Source organism: Tunturiibacter empetritectus, assembly GCF_013410875.1.
GTDB lineage: Bacteria > Acidobacteriota > Terriglobia > Terriglobales > Acidobacteriaceae > Edaphobacter > Edaphobacter empetritectus.
The window spans coordinates 2620327-2642011 of record NZ_JACCCU010000001.1 but is presented as its reverse complement, the minus strand read 5'-3'; the positions used below and the strand labels follow the sequence as shown (position 1 = coordinate 2642011).

The window sequence follows — 21685 nt, the reverse complement described above, 5'->3', positions numbered from 1 at the left end:
CTAAAGGTGAATTTGCACCATGATTTTCGTGTAGTCGGCGGGAGAACTGGACCACTTTGCAAGCATTGAAGGAGCTTCCTCCAGGCCGACGATCGCGCTCACCGCAAGGTCAACCGGAAACCGTCCGGCCCCCAGCATTGCGATCACCTGCCGAAAATCCTCTGGAAGCGCATTCCTTGACCCGAGAATGTCGAGTTCCTTCTGCACAAAAAGCTTCGTCTCGTATGCGACCGGTTCCTTGGCATACCCGATGTAGACCACGCGACCGGTGAATGCGACAACCTGCACTGCAGCCTGGAAGGTCGCCTGCAGCCCGATCGCCTCGATGACGACGTCAGGACCGTCTCCATCCGTAAGCTCCTGCAGCCGGGCGCGAAAGTCCTCCCGCTCGGAGTTGATCAGGTGTTTCGCACCTGCGGCCCGCGCGGTCTCGAGCTTCGTGTCGTCCAGATCGATTGCGATGGTTCGGGCTCTTCGGAAGGCTGAGCCTGCAACGGCGCCAAGTCCAATGCCGCCGCATCCGAATACCGCCACAACATCGGTCTCAGTCACGCGAGCGCGAGCTACTGCATGAAAGCCGACTGTCAACGGCTCAACCAGGCACAGCTCCTTCGTCGAGAGTGCTGATGGATACACCTTCCCTTCGGGTACGACCAACAACTCCGTCAAGGCCCCGTCGCGCTGCACTCCAAAGGTCTGATTTTCCCTGCAAGCATTGAAGCGTCCGCGACGACAGGAAGGGCAGCGGCCACAACTTGTGTAAGGCGAGACCGCAACGCGTGTTCCTGCAGGTACCCCCGACGTACCCTGCAACACCGTGGCCGCAATCTCATGGCCGAGGACGCGAGGATAGGTCACCAGGGGATTATTACCGCGAAAGCTGTTCAGATCTGTTCCGCACAGTCCCACCATGTCGACCCGAAGCAGTAAGTCGTCTGCAGAGAAGACCGGCTCAGAGATCTCGACGATACGTGCATCGCCTTTGTTAATCAACGATAACGCTTTCATAGATCCTCAATTTGTTGTGAGCGATGTGAGAGCATGACGGAACCATGGACATGAGTCTTCGAGTGTGCGAGTCGATATACGCGCTTCGCGACCATGCCTAGAATGTCCGCCTGCTCAGTTGTGGAGAGTGGGGCAATCCATCCTTCTACAACGCGCCACCATTCGGCGTAGTCGCAGCCCAGCGTCAACACAGGCCAGTCTGTCCCCACCATCAGCCTGTCTGCGCCAAAAGCCTCCAGGGCAACCTGGAAGTAGGGCGCGAGAGCAGCTGGCGTCCACCTCTTCCAGTCCGCTTCGGTCACCAACCCGGAGATCTTGCAGCTCACGTTGTGACGTCTAGCGAGCTCTCGAAGAGCCATGGTCCAGCTTTTAATTTCGCCTTGAGCCATGGCGGGCTTCCCCAGGTGATCTAACACGAAGAGCTGATTCGGGTGCCGATCAACGAAACGGGTGACCTCTTCGAGCTGTCTGGAAAAGACCAAAAGGTCGTAGACGAGACCGGTGTCGCGCAGGAGGCGTACGCCGCTGTTGAAAGAGGGATCGTCCAGAAAACCAGCCTCTTCAGCCTGAACGACGTGCCGCAGCCCTTTCAGCCCAGGTTGTTCGGAGAACTCATCGAGGAGGGCAGGGAAGGTCGAGTTCGCTATGGGCAGCCACCCCACAACGCCGCTGATGAAATTGTGCGTGTCAAACAATTCAAGAAGCCATGCCGTCTCATCCAGGGTCTGGCGCGCTTGTACGACAACTGTGCTCTCGACATGAGCCCGAGCCGCTTGGGCCTCCAACTCCGCAGGAAGAAAATCGCGGCGAAGGGGCTGCATTGCATCGTCGATCCAGCCAAACTCACCTGGCGTGTAGCTCCAAAGATGATGGTGCGAATCTATTCTCTCGAACACGATAGTTTCTTTTTTTGCCCATGATCGACTATTTGGCTGAAAGGAGTTCCTTGACCCAAAGTGCTCATTTTCGGGACGTCCTTGCGGCCATGTCGTGTTGAAGATTGGAGCAATCGTCTCGTTCAGCACCCGAATCAACTCTTCGCTTGGTTGAAAGTCGAGCGCAGCGCAATTTTCGTCTACCTGTGCCTCGCTGGACATGCCGACGAGTGTGGATGCCGCGACAGGGTGAGAGAGGCATGCATTAAGAGCAACCGCCGAAGGCGCTACTCCAGCGTAATGGCAAATGGCGACCACTTTCGCAGCCGCAAGCTTTACATTCTTGGGTGCAGGATGCCATTCCGGAATGTCGATCCCCACCAATAGACCCATGTGCATGGGCGAAGCGTTCAAGAGGCCCACGCCGCTCTCGCGCACGAATGGCGTAAGCGCGCGATCCATATCGTTCATCATCAGGTTGGCATGACAATAGTTCAGGATCGTGTCTACCGGTTCAAGCCGTGCAACGTGCGTCAGAACATTTGGCCAATAGCCGGTAATACCCACAAACCTGGCCTTGCCCTGCTCTTGCAGACGACGGAGGGCAGGCAGCGTCTCGGATATGATCTGCTGAATATCCCCGAACTCGATATCATGCACCTGAAGCAGATCAACATAGTCCGTGCGCAGGCGCCGCAAGGAGTCTTCGAAGCGATCCGTAACCCCGCGTGCAGAAAAATCGAACTCCTTCAAACCATACCTGCCGCATTTGGTGGCGAGAACGACCCCATGTCGCAGCCCTTCCAATGCCCCGCCTAGTCGCTGCTCCGCTTGCGTGATCCCGTAGTAGGGCGAAACGTCAAACAGGTTAATGCCGCAGTCAACCGAGTGGCGGACTGCACGCTCTCCACTCGAAGCACCAACTTTTCCGAACACATTTCCCAGCGTAGAAGCACCAAAACCGAGCACTGAGACGCTCAGGCCGGTCGTTCCAAGATCACGATAGCGCAAAGGAGTCTCATTCCCCAAACGAGGTATTAGCCCGAAAGCATAACATTTAGCGTTAACTATGCGCAACGCCGGAGGTTATCGCCGTCCTGATAACGTGGTAAATCTAAAGTCTGACGGCGCCAACTGCCTTAAAGCTTTTCCGAATAGAGGAGTGAATCATGAAACGCTTCTGTCTTACGTTGAGTCTTCGCCCTGACCCTGAACTCATTGCCGAATACATTGAGCATCACAGAATTGGCCGCCCGGAAATTCACCAGAGTATCCGCGATGCGGGTGTTCTAGATATGGAGATATTTCATTTGCAAGGAATCCTTTTCATGATCATGGATACGACAAACGACTTCACGTTCGAGCGTAAGGCAGAGATGGACCGCCTCAATCCGGCAGTGCAGGCATGGGAGAGCTTGATGTCGAGCTACCAGAATGTCTCCTCCGGGTCAGACCCCAGCACACGTTGGAGGCAGATGGAGAAAATCTTCAAGCTGGCACACACAACCGACCAACCCATGCTTGCAGATCGCAGGGAATTTTAGACATGAGAATCTGAACCTCATCCGAAGCGAGTTGATAGCTAATGCTATCCCGAGTAAGCTGTCAACCAACTCGGTCAAAAGACGTGGCCCCTAGTGAGCCTCCAACTCAAGCACTTGCACACTGTACGGTGGGATGGTGTGGGAGAAATTCGGCCCCTCGATTCGCGTGGATGTCTTCACCGGCACGATCTGCGTCGGAGCGCTGATCGAATTGGTCTCTGCGTTCGTCTTGCCGCTGAGCGAGATGAGCATGGCTACTGGCATGACCTTGTTCATACCGGAGAAGTTAATGTCCAACACTTGAGGAACGGACGAAGCGTTGACCATCTTGAGGTAGATCTTTCCAGTACGAGAATCGCGGGTGACCGAATAGAAGAAAAGTTTACCCTCGCCGGTAATGGAAGAGGTGGGAACTTCGTTGCCCAGATACTCTCCGAACATGCACTGCGCGTAATAGCTCGGCGAGCCGTAGCTCTTCAGCGCGTCATAACCGATCAGATCTGACTCCCACTGCATGCCCCCTGGATTCACATTCACGAACAACGGCGCGTAGGAAGCCATCACAATCAAGTCGCTGTTCCTCTCCATGCCGGTCATCCACGCCGCGTCTCCCAAAGCGGCGCCCATGTTTGTCGTGGGTGAGCCCTCCCGAGTCGCCCATTCGCCTACGAAGATCTTGGGTCCGTTGCGATCAGTCTGGTCATAGTGCTTCACATCGTCAAAGAACTCGTCCGCGCGCCTATAGTAGTGGTCGTCGACAACATCAGGCCTCATTCGTTTGAGTGGAGTTGTCGCGATTAGTTGAAGCTGTGGATATTTTGTTTTGATGGCTTTGTAAAACTGCGCATAGCGACCCTCATAGCTGTCGGAGTGATCGAACTGGTCTTCGTTGCCGATCTCAACATAGTTCACATGAAACGGCATTGGATGACCGAGCTTCGCGCGCAGCGCACCCCATTGAGTCGAGGTATCACCGATCGCAAACTCGATCTCGTCGAGCGCATCTTGCACGTACGGTACTAGCGCTGGTCCTGCCTGAATATGGTCCCCTTTGAGTGAGTAGCCGGCATAGACCGCGAGCACAGTCTCAATCTTTAGGTCCTCAGTCCACTCCAGAAACTCGAGCAAGCCCATGCCGTCTGACGACTGGTAGTTCCACGGACTGCGATGGGTAGGTCGATCAACCAACGGACCAATCGTGTTCTTCCAATCGAACCTTTCATCAATCTGATCTCCCTCAAGATAGTTGCCGCCGGGAAGCCTTAGGAAGGTCGGATGCATGGCTGCCATCTTCTCCATCAGATCAGACCGATTGCCGTTCTCCCGATTGTTGAAGGTTGGTGGCATCAGCGAGATCAGGTCCAGCCAGATCCTGCCGTTATGGCCAGCAGTCAGCAGCAGATGATTTTCAGACGACGTCTCCAAGTCGCCCGTCTTGAGCGTGAACTCGTATCGCTTCCACTCTCTCGTCAATGCTGAAGTGTCCGTTGACGCGGCTGCTTTTCCCGTGTTGTCGTTGATCAACGCTAAATTCAGACTCCCCGCAAAAGTCGAGTCAGCCTTGGCATACAACGAACCCTTGTATGTGGTGTTCGGCCGAAGGGCCATACCCCAGTAACCTTCATTTCGCACACCCGCTCTGTTTGCGGGGTCGGCCTGCGTGATCGTCAACGCCAGACTATGAGAGAGCGCTGCACTCGGACCCTCTGCCTGGTCGATCTCCATCGAAGCTCTCGAACTTCCATAATGTTCGATATTCCAGTGCGCGACCCCTCCGAATCCATGGTCCTGAAATGTCCGGTTTCTCACGAGTTCTGCATACAGGCCGCCGTCATAGGAGAAGTTGATCTCCTCGGTCATCAACCCGTAGAGTGTTTGGCTTACGGCATGAACAGGTTTGTCCAAGGCAATCTGCAAGGATGCGGGTGTTGTTTGTGCCTCGCCGGTCGCGATTAATGACGTGGCAACCATGAGAGCCGCGGCCTTCAATCCTAAGAGGCGCGCGAGAGCTGCTTTTTCTAAATGGATTGACTTCACTGGCACTCCGGCTTTTCTCTGTTCCTGCAAAGTTATAAGAGTTTGGTACCTGACAACCCGACCATCACGCTTCCGTATCAGGTTTATGCGGGCAGTTGCTATGTCGTGTACGAGGCCCGATTAATCGAATTGGGCAAACACGTTTCAGCCGTACTCGCCCGCATGATTTGGGACCATAACTGTAGCGTTAACTGGAAACATCAGAACGGTAGCCAATGTTTGTCCTAATTGTCAAATCGCAGTAGCAGAAGCGAGGGACTGAGACCGATGGCATAAGAAGATCACCAAATTTCGCGTGTTCTGCGAAATCACACCACTAGACTCCCAGAAACACGGGCTTGATATGCCGAAGGAAGAGGTTTTCTGTCACATTTTTTGCGATAATTTCTTGGTTGGCTTCGAGTGCCATTAGATACGTTTTACCCATCTTTGCCGCGACTTTGAAGCCTACATGCAACAGCTGCCTGAAGCTCTCGTTGTACAAGCCATTCCCTGGGTCGTGCCGCAGCGTCGAGGTAAACTGCTCGCTCATCCACTCATTAACCTTGTCCGGCGTCGGCAGCTTTGTCGGGTGGATATCGATGACAGCGGCGTAAGGCGCACAAAGCTCCTCGCGGTGCGCGTAGGCCCCCTCATATATCTCTTTCGCGATCTCGAGTCCAGAGCCACCCGACTCAGCGAGGCCGATCACTTCTTCCAACCAAGTTGTTCCGGCGGTCTTCAAGTGAACTCCTGCATCGAATTTCTTGATTCCAGCGTGAATTGCTTTGTAGATCGAAAACTTGTCTGATCCGGAGTGAACGCTTAACTTCAGATTGTCCGGTAGATCGTAGGTTTTGATCGCAAACGCGATCGTCGCCAAATCCTCCTCGAACTCTTTTGAAAACTGCATCACATCGCCAGCGTAGTCAACGCCTTTATTGAAGCGGCCGGTGAACTTCGGCGCAACCGTCTGGATCGGGATTTTCTGGTCAGCGATGGCCGCGAGAATAATCAATAGTTCCAATGGTGTCTGAGGAGAGTCCGTCTCGTCCATCGAGATCTCAGGCACGAAGTTTCCTTCGCCCTTCTTCTCCACGAGCAGATGATAAATCTCCCCTGCATGTTGGATGGCCGCCAGAAATTTGTTGGCCACGCCCTCAACAAATCCTTTATCCGTCTGGAACGGTTCAGCGATATTTGTGATCGTTACTGCTCCCACAAGCTCTTGATGCCGCCTAACAAACGCGGCTACATCCGCTGGCCTTGCGGCTTCTCCAATCAAGTCCGCGACGTCCAGAGTAAAAAAGTCGCAAGGCTGGATGAATCTCTCAACCGTCTTCTCGTTGATATGATCCGCATCGACGAAGTATGGCTTGACCCATCCCAACTCCTTTACGGCAGCGTCGGCCGCAGCCCTCGTCTGGAGTGGCTCTGACCCAATAATCAAGTGCTCTCGATTCGACTTATTCCACACCGGCACCACATCGATTCCGGCCTCTCCCGCATTGACGCATGCTTTCAGTTGCGCTTTTGCCTGGTGAGCAAATCTGTCACCGACTCCGATCGAAAACTTTGGAAGCTTCAACTGCTTGTTCATCGCAACGTCCCTCTCCTTTTCCACGAAACGGTTAGTCCGATAGATCGATCACGTGGTTCTACCTACAACGCGGTTATGGCGCTAAGGCTAGATTGCAATGCCCGATACGTGGAGCGACTGAAGCAGACGCCCCTAACCATAGCTGCCGAGAACTCGAACCTACTCTTGACAGCCCTATATGTATACCCTACGATTTGTCCCAGTGAAAAGCTTTTCATGTTTCCGCATAAAAAAGTAGCTTACAGGAGTCGATTTGTAAAATTTCCGGTTGCTAAACAACATGTCTTCATCGTGTAAAAGTGCGCCTGTTGAACTCGGCCAGTCTCTGTGCCAACCACCCTCTTGAACTCGTAAAGTCGCTTTTGCCGAGAAACCTGGATTATGCATGAGCCATGGAGCAAACCATCGATGCGGATAGTTGCAGGAGTAGATTTTGGAACGCTAAGTACCCGCGTAACCCTGCTTGATAGCAAGACTGGTCGGCTAGGTACAGCATCTGCCGCATACCCTTTACATCGCAAGCGTGAGGATCCCGATTTCGCCACTCAGTCCCACAACGATCAGATGAACGCCTTGGTTCAAGCAATGCACAAGGTGCTTTTGCAGACCGGAATTAAGGGCAATAAGGTCGAGGCGCTCGCTCTGGACACAACAGGCTCAAGCGTCATTCCAGTAGATGCTGAGATGACGCCACTGGACGACTATTATCTGTGGTGCGATCATCGTGCTGTCAAAGAAGCGCAACAGATCACTAAACTGGCGCATGCACAGGGGCTTGAAGCGATTCAGTGGTGCGGTGGCGTGTACTCGCACGAGTGGGGCTTTGCAAAGTTACTCCATTGGCTGCGGAATAATCCTGAGAAGCGAGCGCTCCTTGCATCCGCTTTCGAGCATTGCGACATGGTTGCCGCCACTCTGTGCGGAATCACAAGTCCGCAGCAAGCAAAGCGCAGTGTATGCGCGCTGGGGCATAAATGGCTCTGGAACCCGAAGTGGGGCGGTTTTCCGCCGCAGGAATTTTTCACTGAAGTCGACCCATTGTTCGCAGGAATCCGCGAAAAGCTGGCAGGTGAGGTGCTCACCTCCGATCACTTGGCTGGGACCTTGTCTCCAACCTGGGCTGAGCGCCTCGGTTTGAACGCAGGCATTCCGATTCCAGTCGGAGCATTCGACGCGCATTGGGACGCAATCGGTGCAGGATGCCGCGAGGGAGACGTGGTCAACGTCGTTGGCACCTCCACTTGCATAATTGCAATGCAGGGCCGAACCCAGATCATCCCCGGTGTATGTGGTGTCGTACCTGGCAGCGTTCATCCAGCGTACACGGGGGTGGAGGCGGGCCTGTCCGCTGTGGGGGATATCTTCGAAGCGATCGCACGCAGGGCCGGCACCGACGTGCAAACTCTGTCCGAAGGACTTGAAGAGTACCGCGCCGGCCAGACCGGATTGATGCGGCTTTCCTGGGACAATGGCGATCGCACCGTGCTCATCAAATCAGAGCTTGGCGGTATCACGATCGGATGGAATCTTCTCCACACCGCGCAAGACGAGCTATTTGCCGCCATTGAAGGCACCGCCTTCCATACGCGCATCATTCTTGATCGACTCGCCGAGAACGGTGTTCCAATCAAACGAGTCATCAATGCCGGGGGCATCCCGCAAAACAACGCCACTCTCAATCAGGTCTACGCGGACGTGTTCAACAAGGAGGTGCTGGTTCCAGACGGCATCCCAACCAGTATCGGGTCGGGCATCTTCGCACAACTTGCCGCTGGCATCTTTCCAAGCATCGAGGAAGCACAGAATCACATGTGCCTGAAGCATAAATCCTACCTTCCGAACCCAAGCAACGTTGCGGTTTATGAGCAACTTTATCGTCTCTACCGCAGCGTCTACTTCGCGTTCGGCGATGACTCCGCGCCCGCTTCCAGGCTCGCCGAAGTACTCCCCAAACTCCGCGAATACGCATATATGTCACACTTAGAAAGTTTCAAGCTTCCGTCGGCTATCGAGAAACCATGACCGCCTTGGCCATCCTGCTCACTACGCAACTCACCCATCTCGCACCGATCGACATTCTGATACTCGTCCTTTATTTTGTGGTCGTACTTTTCATTGGCTTTTATGTGAAAGGGTCCACCAAGACCAGCGAGGATTTCTTTCTGGCCGGTCGCGAGATGACCGCCTGGATCGCCGGGCTCAGCTTCGTCTCGGCAAATCTCGGCTCCCTGGAGTTGATGGGTTGGGCGGGCGCAGCCTACCAATACGGAATGCTCGCAACCCACTGGTACTGGATCGGGGCCATTCCTGCGATGTTGTTTCTTGGCATCGTCATGATGCCCTTCTACTACATCTCTAAAACCCATTCCGTCCCTGGCTACCTGCAGCTTCGCTTCGGTGAGGGCGCGCGCGGAGTCAGCGCCGTCAGCTTCGCCTTCATGACCATCCTCATGTCGGGCGTCAATATGTATTCCATGGCTCTGGTCATGAAAGTAGTTCTCGGATGGAACATCAGCTTCTCCATCTGGGTCGGCGCAGTCACGGTTGCCATTTACGTCATGCTTGGCGGGCTGAGGTCGGCCATCATCAACGAGGTATTGCAATTCGTTCTCATATGGGCAGGAGCTGCGCTGATCCCGATTCTCGGCCTGTGGGAGGCGGGTGGATGGACCAAGCTCAAGGCACAGATTGCTTTGAACGTCGGATCGAGCGACTACACCCATCTCTGGACCACGCTCGGCTCCTTCAAAGACAATCCCATGGGCGTGCACTGGACGGGCATCGTCTTCGGCCTCGGCTTTGTCATCAGCTTCGGCTATTGGACGACTGATTTTCTCGTAGTACAGCGCGTCCTCAGCGCCAACAACCTCCGCGCCGCAAAGATGGCCCCGGTGATCGGCGCTGCCTTCAAGATGGCAGTCCCATTCATCGTCATCGTTCCCGGTCTTTTGGCGCTCGCAGTCCTCCGCGACCCGCATACCCATCAGATCATCCATCTTGTCGGAGAGAATCAAGTCGATGCAGCCCATCCTTACAGCTACAACGAAGTTCTCCCTCTAATGCTGATTCGATATTGCGGCCCCGGCCTTCTCGGCTTGGGCATTACAGCGCTGGTCGCCGGATTCATGAGCGGCATGGCCGGCAACGTCAGCGCGTTCTCCACCGTTTGGACCTACGACCTCTACGGTGCCTTCTTCAACAAGAAAGCAAGCGACGCACATTACGTCTCTATGGGCCGATGGTCGACCGTTGTTGGCATGATTGCATCGATCGGCACGGCCTATCTCGTGATGCACGCCGCTTCCATCATGGATTACGTCCAGGCGCTCTTCAGCTTCTTCATCGCGCCGCTCTTTGGCACCGTCATTCTTGGGATGCTCTGGAAACGCGCCACGAAAGCCGGCGGCTTCTGGGGGCTGCTTGCCGGCACCGTCTCCTCGATAGCAATGTGGCTTTACACCACATACGGCGGGCAGCAGGCTCTGGCTCGGATCGCATTGTCCGTGGACGCAAAGCCAATGGCAGAGAATCTCTACCGCGCCTTCTGGAGTTGGCTCATCTGCGTCGTTGTTACGGTCTCAGTCAGCCTGCTCACGCGTCCTGTTCCGGAAGCTCAGCTTGCTGGCCTGGTCTACGGCGCGACGACGATCCCCGACGACGGGGCAAGATCTCTTTGGCAAAAACCAATCTTCTGGGCAGCGATTGTGATCACGATCTTCTTCTTCTTAAACATAATTTTCTTCTAAAGTTCGAACACGACGTATCGGAGGTTTTCTCATGGCGGAAGGTACAGGACGTGGCGAGTCTCTCTCGATCTGGTTCTTCGTTGGAGGCCTTACTCTGCTCTACGGCATCATTCTTCTGCCGTATGGAGCGTATGAGTGGTTTAGTGGGCATGAGAGCTCCACTGTACTCAGCAACCTACATCCCACTTTCTGGTGGGGCCTGCTGCTGACACTCTTTGGTGGCTTTTACTCCATCCGCTTTCGCCCGGGAAAGGGATGAAGCTCGACGTGACAACTGGAGACAGGACATGCTACTCACACAACTACGCGAGGAAGTCCTCGAAGCAAACCTGGAACTGGTCCGTGGAGGACTGGTGCTCTACACCTTCGGCAACGCTTCGGGCGTCGATCGCGAGCAAGGCCTCGTCGTCATCAAACCCTCCGGTGTTGACTACGACAAACTCAAGCCCGAACACATGGTGGTAACCGATCTGGAGGGAAACATCATCGAAGGGAATTTGCGGCCCTCCTCCGATCTCAATACCCACACCCTGTTATATCGGGAGTTTGGCGAGATCGGAGCCGTCGTTCACACTCACTCTGAGTTTGCCACCAGCTTCGCGCAAGCCGGACTGCCCATCCCTGCATTTGGCACAACCCACGCCGACTACTTCCACGGGCCAGTTCCTGTCACGGCCCCGCTATCCGACGAAGCGATCGAGGGGCAGTACGTTCGCGAGACAGGTGCGGCGATAGTGGCACGATTTCGCGGAGGCGAAGACTGCGCCGCTATCGATCCGCTTGCGGTGCCTGCCTGCCTCGTCCATGGGCACGCTCCCTTTGTCTGGGGAAAGACGCCGCACGAAGCCGCCCACAACGCTGTCGTGCTCGAAGCGGTTGCGCGCATGGCGTATCGCACCCTTTCGCTCGAGGCGAACACGCAGGAGGTGTCACATACCCTGCTGGACAGGCATTACTTTCGCAAGCACGGCGCCAAAGCCACCTACGGACAGTCAAGGAAGGAGCACAACCTTTGAGCGATCAGGCCCTTTTTTCCAAACAGGCCGACAACCTGATCGCGTCTCCTTGGTATTGCCCCGAACTCGATCCTCTAACACGAATGTGGCCCGTAGCATCGAACGGACTAATTGAGTTGACGCATCTCACTCAAAGCCTATAACTTGTCAGGAAAGCTTTTCTGGAGAAATTTTTACTATTCCTTACTTTTGTAAAACTGAACGTCCCGAGCAGCGAATCCTGGAGAGAGATCTGTGAAAGTCTCAAAGCGTCTCAAAATCTGGCTTGTTACAGGCAGTCAACACCTTTATGGAAAAGAGGCGCTAATACATGTAGCGAACAACTCCAGGGAGATCGCCGGGTTTCTCAATTCCGAATCCGTCATTCCTTACGAGGTTGTTCACAAACCGGCGGTAACAACCGCTGAAGAAGTCAAAGCTCTCTGCCGGGAAGCAAACGCCGACGTAGCCTGTCTCGGTCTCATACTTTGGATGCATACCTTCTCGCCGGCAAAGATGTGGATCGCCGGCCTGATCGCGCTCAACAAGCCAATCCTGCATCTTCACACGCAGTTCTATCTAGCGTTGCCATGGTCTTCCATCGATATGGACTTCATGAATCTCCATCAGGCCGCGCATGGAGACCGCGAATTCGGCTTCATCACGGCAAGATTGAAATTGGCCCGCAAGGTAGTCGTAGGTTTTTGGCAAGATCCCGAGACCGTCCTCGAAGTCGCCGCCTGGACGAGAGCCGCTGCGGGCTGGCATGAATCGCAAAATCTAAAAGTCGCTCGCTTCGGGGACAATATGCGGGACGTCGCAGTCACCGAAGGGGACAAGGTCGCAGCTCAGGCCCAGCTGGGGTACAGCGTGAACGGCTACGGAGTCGCCGATCTCGTCGATCGGATTCAACAGAGTTCCGAGGCGGAGGTATCAAAGCTTGTAGACTCATACCGCGAAGACTACTCCATTGCCAAAGAGCACGATCGTCCGGACAGTCTGCGTGCCGCTGCAAGAATCGAGTTGGGCCTACGCGGTTTTCTCACCGAGGGCGGCTTCGGCGCGTTCACCGATACCTTCCAGGACCTCCATGGACTCGACCAACTGCCTGGCATCGCAGTCCAAAGACTCATGGCGGACGGATTTGGTTTCGCTGGAGAAGGGGATTGGAAGACAGCCGCGCTGGTCCGGACTATGAAAGTGATGGCGCTCGGCCTGCCCGGAGGCACCTCCTTCATGGAGGACTACACCTACGACTTCAGCGGCACGCCGAAGGTCTTGGGTTCGCACATGCTAGAGATCTGTCCTTCTATCGCAGCTGGGAGGCCATCGCTGGAGGTGCACCCCTTGGGAATCGGAGGCAAGGCCGATCCTGCTCGGCTCGTCTTTACGGCTCCCCCTGGCCCTGCTGTCGTCGCCTCTCTCGTTGATATGGGCGATCGTTTCCGAATGATCGTCAACGAGGTGGACGTGATCCAGCCTGAGCAGCCGCTTCCGAAGCTGCCCGTAGCACGCGCCGTATGGATGCCTAGGCCAAGTCTCAAAATTGCTGCTGCAGCCTGGATCTATGCGGGAGGAGCCCATCACACAAGCTTTAGTCAGGCCCTTACTCTCGAGCACCTTGAAGACTTTGCACAGATTGCAGCCATCGAGCTGATCATCATCGACTCGGAGACTCGCATACGAAACTTCCGCAGCCAACTCCGGTGAGCGATTTTTGAGTCTCTGACCTCCCAGGACTCCTAATGGAGCTTGTTTCTGGAAGACAAGGATCGTGGCGTAGAGTACTTAATGTAGACGGAGGCTTACTGACTTGGCCGGCTCCAAAAGCATCTCTCAGCTGAAAACACCCATCCCAGCATCCTCCAAAGGGACCAAACGGGGCATCCACGCAGTCGCGGAGCGTGCTGGCGTTTCTATCGCAACAGTTTCAAGGGTAATGAATGGCGTCACAAACGTCGATGCAAAGCTCGCGCGTAAAGTTTGGAAAGCCGTTTCTGAAATGGAATACGTTCCAAATCGCCACGCTCAAGCTTTAATCTCCGGCCGCACTCGTCTCATCGGCCTTCTTGTCCCCGATATCATGAATCCGTTTTTCCCCGAACTCATACATGGATTCGAACAGGCAGCGACCGCTCAGGGCTTTGGAATTCTCATTGGCTCCACTCACGATGTAGCTAGTGAGACCGAAGATTGGGCCCGACGCATGTTGGAGCACGGTGTTGAAGGACTGGCGCTGCTGACCTTCAAAGAAGAAGATCCTCATCTCTATGATCTTCTAAAGCAAACGCCGATGGTTCAAATCGAAGCTGGCAAAACACCAGACGGGCCCGAAGTAGTCGCAGTAGATTACGAAACCGGCATTCGCCAAGCGGTGCAGCACCTAGCCGCGCTCGGACATCGCGACATTGTCTTCGCTGCCGGATCGCTCGATAACTTCACTGCCGAACTTCGTCGAACCTGCTTTAGGAAAGCGATGCTCGAGATCGGAATTGTCGTTACCAACGCGATCTTCGACGAGGACCACACGCTTGAAGGCGGCATTGCTGCAGCGCATAAAATCCTTGGACGAAAGATCCTTCCCACCGCCATGATCTGCTCCAACGACCTCATGGCTATTGGAGCCCTTAAAATTCTGCACTCCAGAGGTCTCGACGTCCCAAAAGACATGTCCCTAATTGGTCTCGACGATATTCATCTTGCGGAGTTCACCTCGCCCCCGCTGACGACGGTTCGAATTCCTCGTACACAACTTGCCGAAGCATGTTTTGATCTACTCTTCCGAAAACTGAGGCCGTACGAAGACGCGCCTACGAGAAAAATTGTGTCTACATACCTCGTGATCCGCGAATCGACAGGATTCCCTCCTCATGCCTTACAGGCTGCTGCCGCCAAGGGTAAAGGACGATCATAAAGCCGCATATGCGCTATACGAGAGATCGTAGGGCTGAACAAAGGTCGCTTGAAGGGGCAATTGCCATGGTGCTCTTCTCCTGACCAGCAGCGAGCACGGCAACAACGGCTTCGTTGGTTCTGCGCTGTTCCAAACGCCACCACGTCGCACCCACTCAACGATATTCGCTCTATCGCCGTCAGGTAGCTTGTCTCCCTTCGGAGGCAGCTTTGCAACAACATGCATCTTTTCGATGAACGAGCAGATTCGTCAACGACGACACAGCATCGCTTGATGTAGCTCCGTTGGTAATATGATCTCTACACGTACAGGCATCGCTCTGATCACGAAACTCTATTGAGAACACCTAATTGTTTGTGGGTCACTTGCCTGCTGTACCACCCGTCTCGGGCCAGCTGCATCTTTTGCTTGATCAGGTCGCCCTTTTGCTATACTCGTCATCCGAGGCGCTGAGGTGCGGGCAACCGAATGAATCCCACTGGCCAAGAGAACGAACCGGAAACGAAACTCCTCGCTAGCAGCGTTGATCGCTGCGAGGGTAGTGCGAGTGCGATTACCTTCAGAAGGCTCATCGGCGAGGTAGCGTGCGATCTACCAAGAATGTAGTGAAGCTGTCGCGTGAGCCCGTAACCAGAAAAAAACACAACAGGAGGCGCCAGCCAATTCCATCGAACAAGATCGAGACCACGGACGGGGCACTTAGCTTACCGGCAGCGAGATAGTTGTCGCGGGGACGCAGCTTGCCGTTAAGAGTGTAAGCGCGATCAGCAGTGTAGGGATGAGGCCAGCTAAGCATCGGCGTGCATTCGATGCGAGGTGGAAGCATGCTGGAACCGCTTTCATTGGGCTTCTGTCGTATGAAGAACCCATTTGCCGCAAAGAAACGCGACAAGTGTGAGGATGAAATCACGAAATATCATTCGGTAGAGGCCCAAGGGGCAGGGTGGACCGGGCTCGTCGACGATGACGGCGGATTATACGTTTCAGACTCCTTGAGTAGCCTACTTCACCAGGGTGGAATTAGACCAGCGCGGGGCTGGAAAGACCTATACGGCGAACGACCCGAAGATCGTTGGGCCACGACGACTCTTGAACAGATGACCCGCGATGTGGAGGAGATCGTTAAGTTTCTACAAAAGACCTATAGTAAGAAGAAAATCGTTCAAGTAGGTCATGGGTTGTTGGCCGCGACATTTGACGATTGGTGCTACCCCTCTTTCGCTTGATCCACTAGCCGAGTCGAACCTGTCGAGTCTTGATGCATATTATTAGTCGATCCTTCGCCAGCTTAATTGTGCTTGGGTCGTGATGCTTTTCGTCGCTTTCCTCTAGAAGGCATAGGTCATCCGAAAATCAAATCCGAGTTGCAACTGAAACAACCCGAAGTGCTGTCTCGATAGCAAAGAGTCCCGTTTGAAAGGCTTTGGTGCGCAGGTTCCCGGTCCGACGTTCGTGTTGCTCATTATTTCCGGGCTGCCAGCAAGGGTGTAAGGCGATCGATCCTGTCAGGAATACGTTCCAGGTATGGGTACCGCAAACCTCCGTGGTAATCGACGACCGCGGTCTGCACCATGTTGTTCACCTCAAATGTCAATGAGAGCGTTGATGATTGCGCCAGGTTCACTGCGTGCTCTATCGTCTCGAAGGTGAACGGCTGTCCATTGACCGCCGTGATCCGGGAGCCAGGAGCGAGACCGGCAATGAATGCGGGCCCGTCCCAGACGACCGATCGCACTGTGCCGTCAGACCGTACCTGTAGACCAATCGAGTAGTCGAGGTTGCTGACACCTGACTCTGTCTCGTCCTGGCGAAACGTCTCTGTTGGTGAGTCCTTGTAGACCAAACGCCAGCCAGCTCTCGCGAGACCTGCCACAGCATCGTTGTCGTAGTGCGATTCCAGATGTCTGCGAAGTCTCGCTGCCCAGTCGTCCTTAATGATTGCATTCAAAGCGCTGCATACATCTTCAAACGTATAGGTGCTGATTTTTCCTACAGCACCATGGGTAGCAAAAAAGAGGTGCGCGAAATCATCGAGTGTTCGTTGGCCACCGCTTATCTCTTGCAGGCGCGCGTCCATATCAAGCCACAGCAGAACACCTTCTGGATAGTAGTCTTCCCGTCGTTGCCAGTCACGCCATGCGATAGGGTGTCCTGCCATGTAGAGCGGGTCGTTATTGCTATCTGCGAGCGTTTTCCAAGTGCGCCCTTTACGGTTCGCGACCAGGGCTGCATCCATGGCCAGTCGATCTAGAGTCTCCTGATAGGTGCGAAGTTCGGCACGGGCCGCGAGCACACGTCCCCAGAATTCTGTCTGCCCTTCATAGACCCAAAGCATGCTGTCGCGTACGGGGGTATTCAGGTTGGGTGACCAAAGATCGGCAGGCTGTCGAAAACGGCCATTCCAGGCATGCACATATTCGTGAACGACGAGATCACGGTTCATCAATTGATCCGGCAGATTGGTGAAGTAGTCGGCCGGCAGATTGTTCTCTCCTTCCTCGGTATGCTCGATGCCTCCGGTGCCGGACCGAAGACAAGTTTGGTCTGCGTGATCATGTCGTGGAGCTTCTTCACTTCGTCTTGCGTGACCGATATCTGGTTTGCCCGATCCGCGAGCACATCAAGCCTTACCGGCGCTCCGTCATTCTGACCTAACTCACGTTGCAGCCAATAGCGACCGGCGTAGACAGGTGCATCCACCAGATCATCCAGCGTTGTCGGAGCAAAGATGAATGTGTGGCTCTCTGTCTTTGCTACGTCCAATGAAGTGAACGGATGCATACCTTCAGGAAGTGTAAGTCGTGCGACAACCGGAAGATTCTTGAGGGAGTAGTTCGCCGGGTAGACCAGCAGGCGATGCCAGGGTACTTCGATCATCCCCGGACGTAGAAGGGCCGCAGAACGAAGTGCAAGAAACTCAAATTCGACTGAGATCGTCTTTGTTCCTGCTGGCACTTCGATATGGAACGCATGCGTTTGAATCGGGTCCCGGAGCCACTCGATCCTCTGATCGTTCGCATGAATTATGAGACCTGCCAGCTCTGCCACCGACGCCGTGGGAGCATGACTGCCCGGTTCCCACTCCGGGTAAAGCAACGTGAGCGGACCCGGCGTTTGGATCGTGATAATCTCACGCACTACGAAAATCTGGTGATTCATGTCGGTTGCAGTCACCGACAAATCGATCTGCCCTTGAAATGGTCGACCGGGAGGCAAAGACGCAGAGATGTGTGCAATCACATCGTGCTGGGCAATTGCCAATCGGAATTGTGCAAGTGCGAATAGTGATAGGAGAAACAGGGTTCTGGTCAGATAGGTCATTCGGAAGGTCATCTCAGTTCAGCTATCAGCTGTGTCAAAAGCAGACGATTGTTTTTTTATCCCGCCAGACCCGGTTCGCACGTATGAGGGCTAAAGCTTTTGTCTAAATCGCTTCTCAATTGAGCTGCGATAGGTTCTGCTGACACGGGGACGGGAACCGTCTTTTAGGAGAACCTCGAATTCCCCATGTGAAAGGGACTCCAACTGGACGATATTTTCAATATTAACGATGAAAGAGCGATGTATCCGAAGAAAGAGACTTGGGTCGAGACTTTCCGTCAAATCAGTTAACGCGGCTCGATGAAGAAATTCTTTCCCGGAAGTGTGGAGGGTGACATAGACCCCCGCCGCTTCGATCCATTCTATGTCCTTCACACGCACGAATCTTGTGATTCCATCCGTCTTGACTGCCAGTCGGTCCAAATAACGCGGTTGGGTCGCTTGCATCGCGATCACCTGCGCAACGTTTTCGCCGAACTCCCGAAGATGGAGGTCATCCCTACGCCTCTTGACCCGCGTCAGCATCGCCTCGAACCGCTCATCGCTGAACGGCTTGAGGAGATAGTCCAATGCATTTGCTTCGAAGGCCCGAATGGCGTGCTGGTCATACGCAGTGACAAAAACTGTAAGGGGCATATTCTCCGGTCCAACTGCTTCAATCACCTTTAGGCCGTTCAGTTCAGGCATCTGCACGTCCAGAAGGACGAGGTTGGGTTCCTCGGTGAGGATCATTCGGACTGCCGTCTCGCCGTCGCCTGCTTCTTGCAGCGAACGCAATTCTGTATCTTGTTTCAACAGGTCGGAGATGCGCTGGCGTGCAGGAGCTTCGTCATCCACGACGAGTGCCCGGATGCCATCAGGTTGTAAGGCCGTCATCTGTCTCCTTTCGTTTGTGCAACGGAAATGAAATGGACACCTCTGTTCCGCCCTCACTTCTCCGCCTGACGTCGAATTGGCTCGTGTCGCCGGGGTACAATCCGGCGAATCGCTCTCGTGTCACCGAAAGACCCACGCCCTTATGAGTATCGAACGACTAGCCAGAGGGTAATCCCACGCCGTCGTCCAGCACTTGAATGAAGAGTCTCTTCTCGAAATGCCGCGCACGCAAAACAATGGACCCGCCCCGAGTCCTCTTCGAAATACCGTGCCGAATGGCATTTTCCACCAATGGCTGAATGAAAAGACTGGGAACCAAGGCGTCTCTTACGTCTGGCGCGATATTCGTCTCTATTTTCAACGCATCGCCAAAGCGGATCTTTTGTATGGCCAGATAGTGGTCAACAAACGCTAACTCTTCTGCAAGTGATATCTCGTGAACTCCTTGTGAGTTCAGCGAAAAGCGTAGCAAATCGCCGAGGTGTTCGATCATTTTTCTCGCAAGTTTGGGTTCACGTTCGACCTGTGAAGATACGGTGTTGAGTGCATTGAAGAGGAAATGTGGGTCTAACTGCATGCGCAAAGCGTTGAGGCGAGCTTCTGAAAAGTTCCTTTGCATTCGCTCCATCTGCAGTTCAACGGAGACATAGCGCTGGTGGTATAGGTAGGCTTCCCACACGCCAACGATGAGACTGTACACGAGCATGCTCCAGAACATCTCCCTGAGAGCTTCCGTAATGACTGTCGCACCGGACAACCTGGACCAGGCACCTACGCCTAGCAGAGCTTTCAAAACGGTCTCGACGTAGGAATACACTACCGTCACAAAGGGTCCTAAAACGAAGTGCGCGATGAGACGCGGCAGAATCCGTTGCGCTGAAAAAGGAAGGACATGGTCCAACGCCAAAATGGCTGGAACTAAGATTCCCCAGGACCACCATTGTGCTAACGCTGAAGTAAGGACCTTATGCAGATTGCTATTCTGTCCTAGCTGAGGCAAAGCAAAGATCACCGCAATAGCCGTCCAAAAGACAACTGAAACGGCCGTCCATCTGAGAGTGCTTTTCATCATTGCTTCTCTAATTCTGACAGAACACGTCGGCTGACGTGACCGTCTTCTGTGGTGGAGTGGTCATTAAAAGAACACAAGTTCTGGTTGTGCTTTGTTCCGCATCCCTTTCGTTCTATTTCTATACCGATCTGCAATCGCCAGCCGCTTCAGAACATATCGTCCATCTTCGGGGTGAATTTGCGTAGATTCACGTTAGACATCCGTGCTCTCACATACAAGTGTGACCTTTGCGGGCTTCGTCTTCAAGGAGAGAACATATGAAGCGTTTCACCAGCGGACTCGTTTTTGCTCTAGCAATTTTGATCGGCACCGCGAGCTTCGCTCAAACCGCACTACCTGCTGAGGGCAACAAGGTTGTCCCTGCCAATACCGCGTCGGATACTGTCGACGTTCAGCATGTGATCGACGCCTACCACGAAGCTGTTCTGAATCACGACGGATCTCGGCTAGCCAGTCTGTTCATTCCCCATGGCAGTATGTGGCTCAACGTTCTTTCTGATGAGGCTTACGCCCGTGCTAAAGCAAAGTCTCCCGATGCGCAGAAGATTCGTGTCGGAAGCTTCACGGATTTCGCAAAGATCGTATCAACCTCAAAAGCCAGCTTCAACCCGACGCATACACACCTTCAGCAAAACAGCGACGGGACGATTGCTTCGGTGTATTTTGACTTCATATTCCTGGTAGATGGCATAGAACAGAATCGCGGGAGTGAGACTTGGGTCTTGGTTAGAGGGAGCGACGGTTGGAGGATAGCCGCAATTACCTACTCGTCAAATCCACACAAGTCATAAGCGTCCGTGCCGATTGCCAGGTGTCTGGTCGTCGGCACCGGCGTCGCAGTTCCTGGGTGCAGATCTCCGTCGTTCTCCGGCGTTTGATTCGTTAGCCCACTCTGTAACGTTCCTCTCGGCACTGAGTAAGAGCGGCAGGATTAAAGAACAAAAAGGACAATGATGCATAGGTTTCAACTGGGTGTACTCATAGCTTCACTTTGCCTCTCTCTGCCTAACACCATCAGCGCAGCGGAGCTTGAGGTTGCGACAAGCCAAGTGATCCTGATGACATCAAGTCATTGGCATCCCGTCAGCGACAAGCCTGACCTGCAATATGTTATGAAGGAAGGATTCCCGGAAGGAATGATCGTTCTAAAATCGGGGGATCTCGCTCTCAACGAACTGTCCTTTCGTGATGGAACGATCGAGTTCGATATGAAGCCGCTGGCCGACGATATACCGGGCATACGCTTCAGGCAGCGAGATCATCAGAACGGCGAAGAGTTCTACGTACGTAGTCTTCCTGACTGCAGGGCCGAAAACGACTGCATTCAGTACAGCCCCGTAATCAATGGCTTTATGCTTTGGAACGTCTATCCCGAGTACCAGAAGCGGGCTCCTGTCTTCGCCGACGGCTGGAATCACGTGCGGCTTGTGGTTTCGGGAAAACGGATGAACGTCTTCATCAATGACTCAGTTCAACCTACGCTTGAGGTTGGTGAACTCCTTGGAGATACCCAGCAGGGTGGCTTGGAGCTGCACGGCCCAGCGGCCTTTGCCAATCTTGTGGTCACGCCGGGCAAAACAGACGGTCTGTCCCCAGTTCCGCTTAACGACAGCATCGCGGAAGATGCTGGAATTGTTCATGAGTGACAACTGGGGCCCGTGACGGCGTTGCACTATGGATCGGATCCCGTGTACGCGGAGAGGCCCCAAGATCCGAAG

17 protein-coding genes are annotated in these 21685 nt (G+C 54.2%); 9 read left to right on the top strand and 8 right to left on the bottom strand.

The genetic code is table 11. The features are described from left to right. Both HDF08_RS11115 and HDF08_RS21685 read right to left on the bottom strand, forming a co-directional pair. Positions 1 to 1008, bottom strand: a complete 1008-nt coding sequence (locus HDF08_RS11115) for a zinc-binding alcohol dehydrogenase family protein (RefSeq protein WP_179638525.1) — start codon at positions 1006 to 1008, stop codon at positions 1 to 3. Next, positions 1005 to 2894 (bottom strand): aldo/keto reductase, encoded by a 1890-nt coding sequence (locus HDF08_RS21685; protein ID WP_257030970.1) that lies wholly within the window; start codon positions 2892 to 2894, stop codon positions 1005 to 1007. Before HDF08_RS21685 ends, HDF08_RS11115 begins: the two co-directional genes overlap by 4 nt. A 158-nt stretch (positions 2895 to 3052) precedes the next feature. Between HDF08_RS21685 and HDF08_RS11100 the strand changes: the two genes are divergently transcribed. Then, entirely contained in the window at positions 3053 to 3427 is a 375-nt protein-coding gene (locus tag HDF08_RS11100; RefSeq protein ID WP_179638524.1) for an L-rhamnose mutarotase, read from the top strand. A 90-nt stretch (positions 3428 to 3517) separates the two neighbouring features. Here HDF08_RS11100 and HDF08_RS11095 read toward each other — a convergent pair whose 3' ends face one another. Together HDF08_RS11095 and HDF08_RS11090 are read right to left on the bottom strand one after the other, a co-directional pair. Beyond that, positions 3518 to 5464: an alpha-L-arabinofuranosidase C-terminal domain-containing protein gene (locus HDF08_RS11095; RefSeq protein ID WP_353069176.1), complete on the bottom strand. Its 1947-nt coding sequence runs from the start codon at positions 5462 to 5464 to the stop codon at positions 3518 to 3520. 316 nt (positions 5465 to 5780) lie between these two features. Further along, positions 5781 to 7043, bottom strand: a complete 1263-nt coding sequence (locus HDF08_RS11090; protein WP_179638523.1) for a tagaturonate epimerase family protein — start codon at positions 7041 to 7043, stop codon at positions 5781 to 5783. Between the two features lie 408 nt (positions 7044 to 7451). On the opposite strand from HDF08_RS11090, the gene HDF08_RS11085 reads away from it, so the two are divergent. The 6 genes from HDF08_RS11085 (at position 7452) to HDF08_RS11060 (ending at position 14698) form a co-directional block, all read left to right on the top strand. Then, positions 7452 to 9065, top strand: a complete 1614-nt coding sequence (locus HDF08_RS11085) for a ribulokinase (RefSeq protein ID WP_179638522.1) — start codon at positions 7452 to 7454, stop codon at positions 9063 to 9065. Continuing rightward, positions 9062 to 10789, top strand: a complete 1728-nt coding sequence (locus HDF08_RS11080) for a sodium:solute symporter family protein (protein ID WP_179638521.1) — start codon at positions 9062 to 9064, stop codon at positions 10787 to 10789. The genes HDF08_RS11085 and HDF08_RS11080 overlap by 4 nt, the downstream gene beginning before the upstream one ends. Positions 10790 to 10820: 31 nt before the next feature. Further along, positions 10821 to 11048 carry a hypothetical protein gene (locus HDF08_RS11075; RefSeq protein WP_179638520.1) on the top strand — a complete coding sequence of 76 codons (228 nt, stop codon included), beginning with the start codon at positions 10821 to 10823 and terminating at the stop codon, positions 11046 to 11048. Positions 11049 to 11076: 28 nt separating this feature from the next. Next, the gene (araD, locus tag HDF08_RS11070) at positions 11077 to 11805 is read left to right on the top strand and encodes an L-ribulose-5-phosphate 4-epimerase AraD (RefSeq protein WP_179638519.1); all 729 of its coding nucleotides are present in this window, start codon (positions 11077 to 11079) and stop codon (positions 11803 to 11805) included. 234 nt (positions 11806 to 12039) lie between these two features. Then, on the top strand, positions 12040 to 13494 hold the full coding sequence (gene araA / locus HDF08_RS11065; RefSeq protein WP_179638518.1) for an L-arabinose isomerase: 1455 nt from the start codon (positions 12040 to 12042) through the stop codon (positions 13492 to 13494). Positions 13495 to 13597: 103 nt separating this feature from the next. Continuing rightward, positions 13598 to 14698, top strand: coding sequence for a LacI family DNA-binding transcriptional regulator (locus HDF08_RS11060; protein WP_179638517.1), 1101 nt, complete (start codon positions 13598 to 13600; stop codon positions 14696 to 14698). Between the two features lie 1462 nt (positions 14699 to 16160). Here HDF08_RS11060 and HDF08_RS11055 read toward each other — a convergent pair. The 4 genes from HDF08_RS11055 to HDF08_RS11040 form a co-directional block, all read right to left on the bottom strand. Further along, a complete protein-coding gene (locus HDF08_RS11055; protein ID WP_179638516.1) occupies positions 16161 to 17141 on the bottom strand; it encodes a M61 family metallopeptidase in 981 nt (326 codons plus the stop codon). Beyond that, positions 17141 to 18019 (bottom strand): M61 family metallopeptidase, encoded by an 879-nt coding sequence (locus HDF08_RS11050; RefSeq protein WP_179638515.1) that lies wholly within the window; start codon positions 18017 to 18019, stop codon positions 17141 to 17143. Before HDF08_RS11050 ends, HDF08_RS11055 begins: the two co-directional genes overlap by 1 nt. Positions 18020 to 18109: 90 nt before the next feature. Continuing rightward, positions 18110 to 18895, bottom strand: coding sequence for a LytR/AlgR family response regulator transcription factor (locus tag HDF08_RS11045; RefSeq protein ID WP_179638514.1), 786 nt, complete (start codon positions 18893 to 18895; stop codon positions 18110 to 18112). 157 nt (positions 18896 to 19052) lie between these two features. Continuing rightward, on the bottom strand, positions 19053 to 19967 hold the full coding sequence (locus HDF08_RS11040; protein WP_257030969.1) for a sensor histidine kinase: 915 nt from the start codon (positions 19965 to 19967) through the stop codon (positions 19053 to 19055). 257 nt (positions 19968 to 20224) lie between these two features. On the opposite strand from HDF08_RS11040, the gene HDF08_RS11035 reads away from it, so the two are divergent. Both HDF08_RS11035 and HDF08_RS11030 read left to right on the top strand, forming a co-directional pair. Continuing rightward, positions 20225 to 20758: a nuclear transport factor 2 family protein gene (locus HDF08_RS11035; protein ID WP_179638513.1), complete on the top strand. Its 534-nt coding sequence runs from the start codon at positions 20225 to 20227 to the stop codon at positions 20756 to 20758. A 258-nt stretch (positions 20759 to 21016) separates the two neighbouring features. Then, positions 21017 to 21613 carry a LamG domain-containing protein gene (locus HDF08_RS11030; protein ID WP_179638512.1) on the top strand — a complete coding sequence of 199 codons (597 nt, stop codon included), beginning with the start codon at positions 21017 to 21019 and terminating at the stop codon, positions 21611 to 21613. The last annotated feature ends 72 nt before the right edge of the window (positions 21614 to 21685 follow it).

Excerpts from the sequence above, each read along its gene's own strand:
- HDF08_RS11115 (WP_179638525.1), bottom strand. The coding sequence starts at position 1,008 with ATGAAAGCGTTATCGTTGATTAACAAAGGCGATGCACGTATCGTCGAG.
- HDF08_RS11100 (WP_179638524.1), top strand. The coding sequence starts at position 3,053 with ATGAAACGCTTCTGTCTTACGTTGAGTCTTCGCCCTGACCCTGAACTC.
- HDF08_RS11090 (WP_179638523.1), bottom strand. The coding sequence starts at position 7,043 with ATGAACAAGCAGTTGAAGCTTCCAAAGTTTTCGATCGGAGTCGGTGAC.
- HDF08_RS11085 (WP_179638522.1), top strand. The coding sequence starts at position 7,452 with ATGCGGATAGTTGCAGGAGTAGATTTTGGAACGCTAAGTACCCGCGTA.
- HDF08_RS11080 (WP_179638521.1), top strand. The coding sequence starts at position 9,062 with ATGACCGCCTTGGCCATCCTGCTCACTACGCAACTCACCCATCTCGCA.
- HDF08_RS11075 (WP_179638520.1), top strand. The coding sequence starts at position 10,821 with ATGGCGGAAGGTACAGGACGTGGCGAGTCTCTCTCGATCTGGTTCTTC.
- araD (WP_179638519.1), top strand. The coding sequence starts at position 11,077 with ATGCTACTCACACAACTACGCGAGGAAGTCCTCGAAGCAAACCTGGAA.
- HDF08_RS11055 (WP_179638516.1), bottom strand. The coding sequence starts at position 17,141 with ATGAACCGTGATCTCGTCGTTCACGAATATGTGCATGCCTGGAATGGC.
- HDF08_RS11050 (WP_179638515.1), bottom strand. The coding sequence starts at position 18,019 with ATGACCTATCTGACCAGAACCCTGTTTCTCCTATCACTATTCGCACTT.
- HDF08_RS11045 (WP_179638514.1), bottom strand. The coding sequence starts at position 18,895 with ATGACGGCCTTACAACCTGATGGCATCCGGGCACTCGTCGTGGATGAC.
- HDF08_RS11040 (WP_257030969.1), bottom strand. The coding sequence starts at position 19,967 with ATGATGAAAAGCACTCTCAGATGGACGGCCGTTTCAGTTGTCTTTTGG.
- HDF08_RS11035 (WP_179638513.1), top strand. The coding sequence starts at position 20,225 with ATGAAGCGTTTCACCAGCGGACTCGTTTTTGCTCTAGCAATTTTGATC.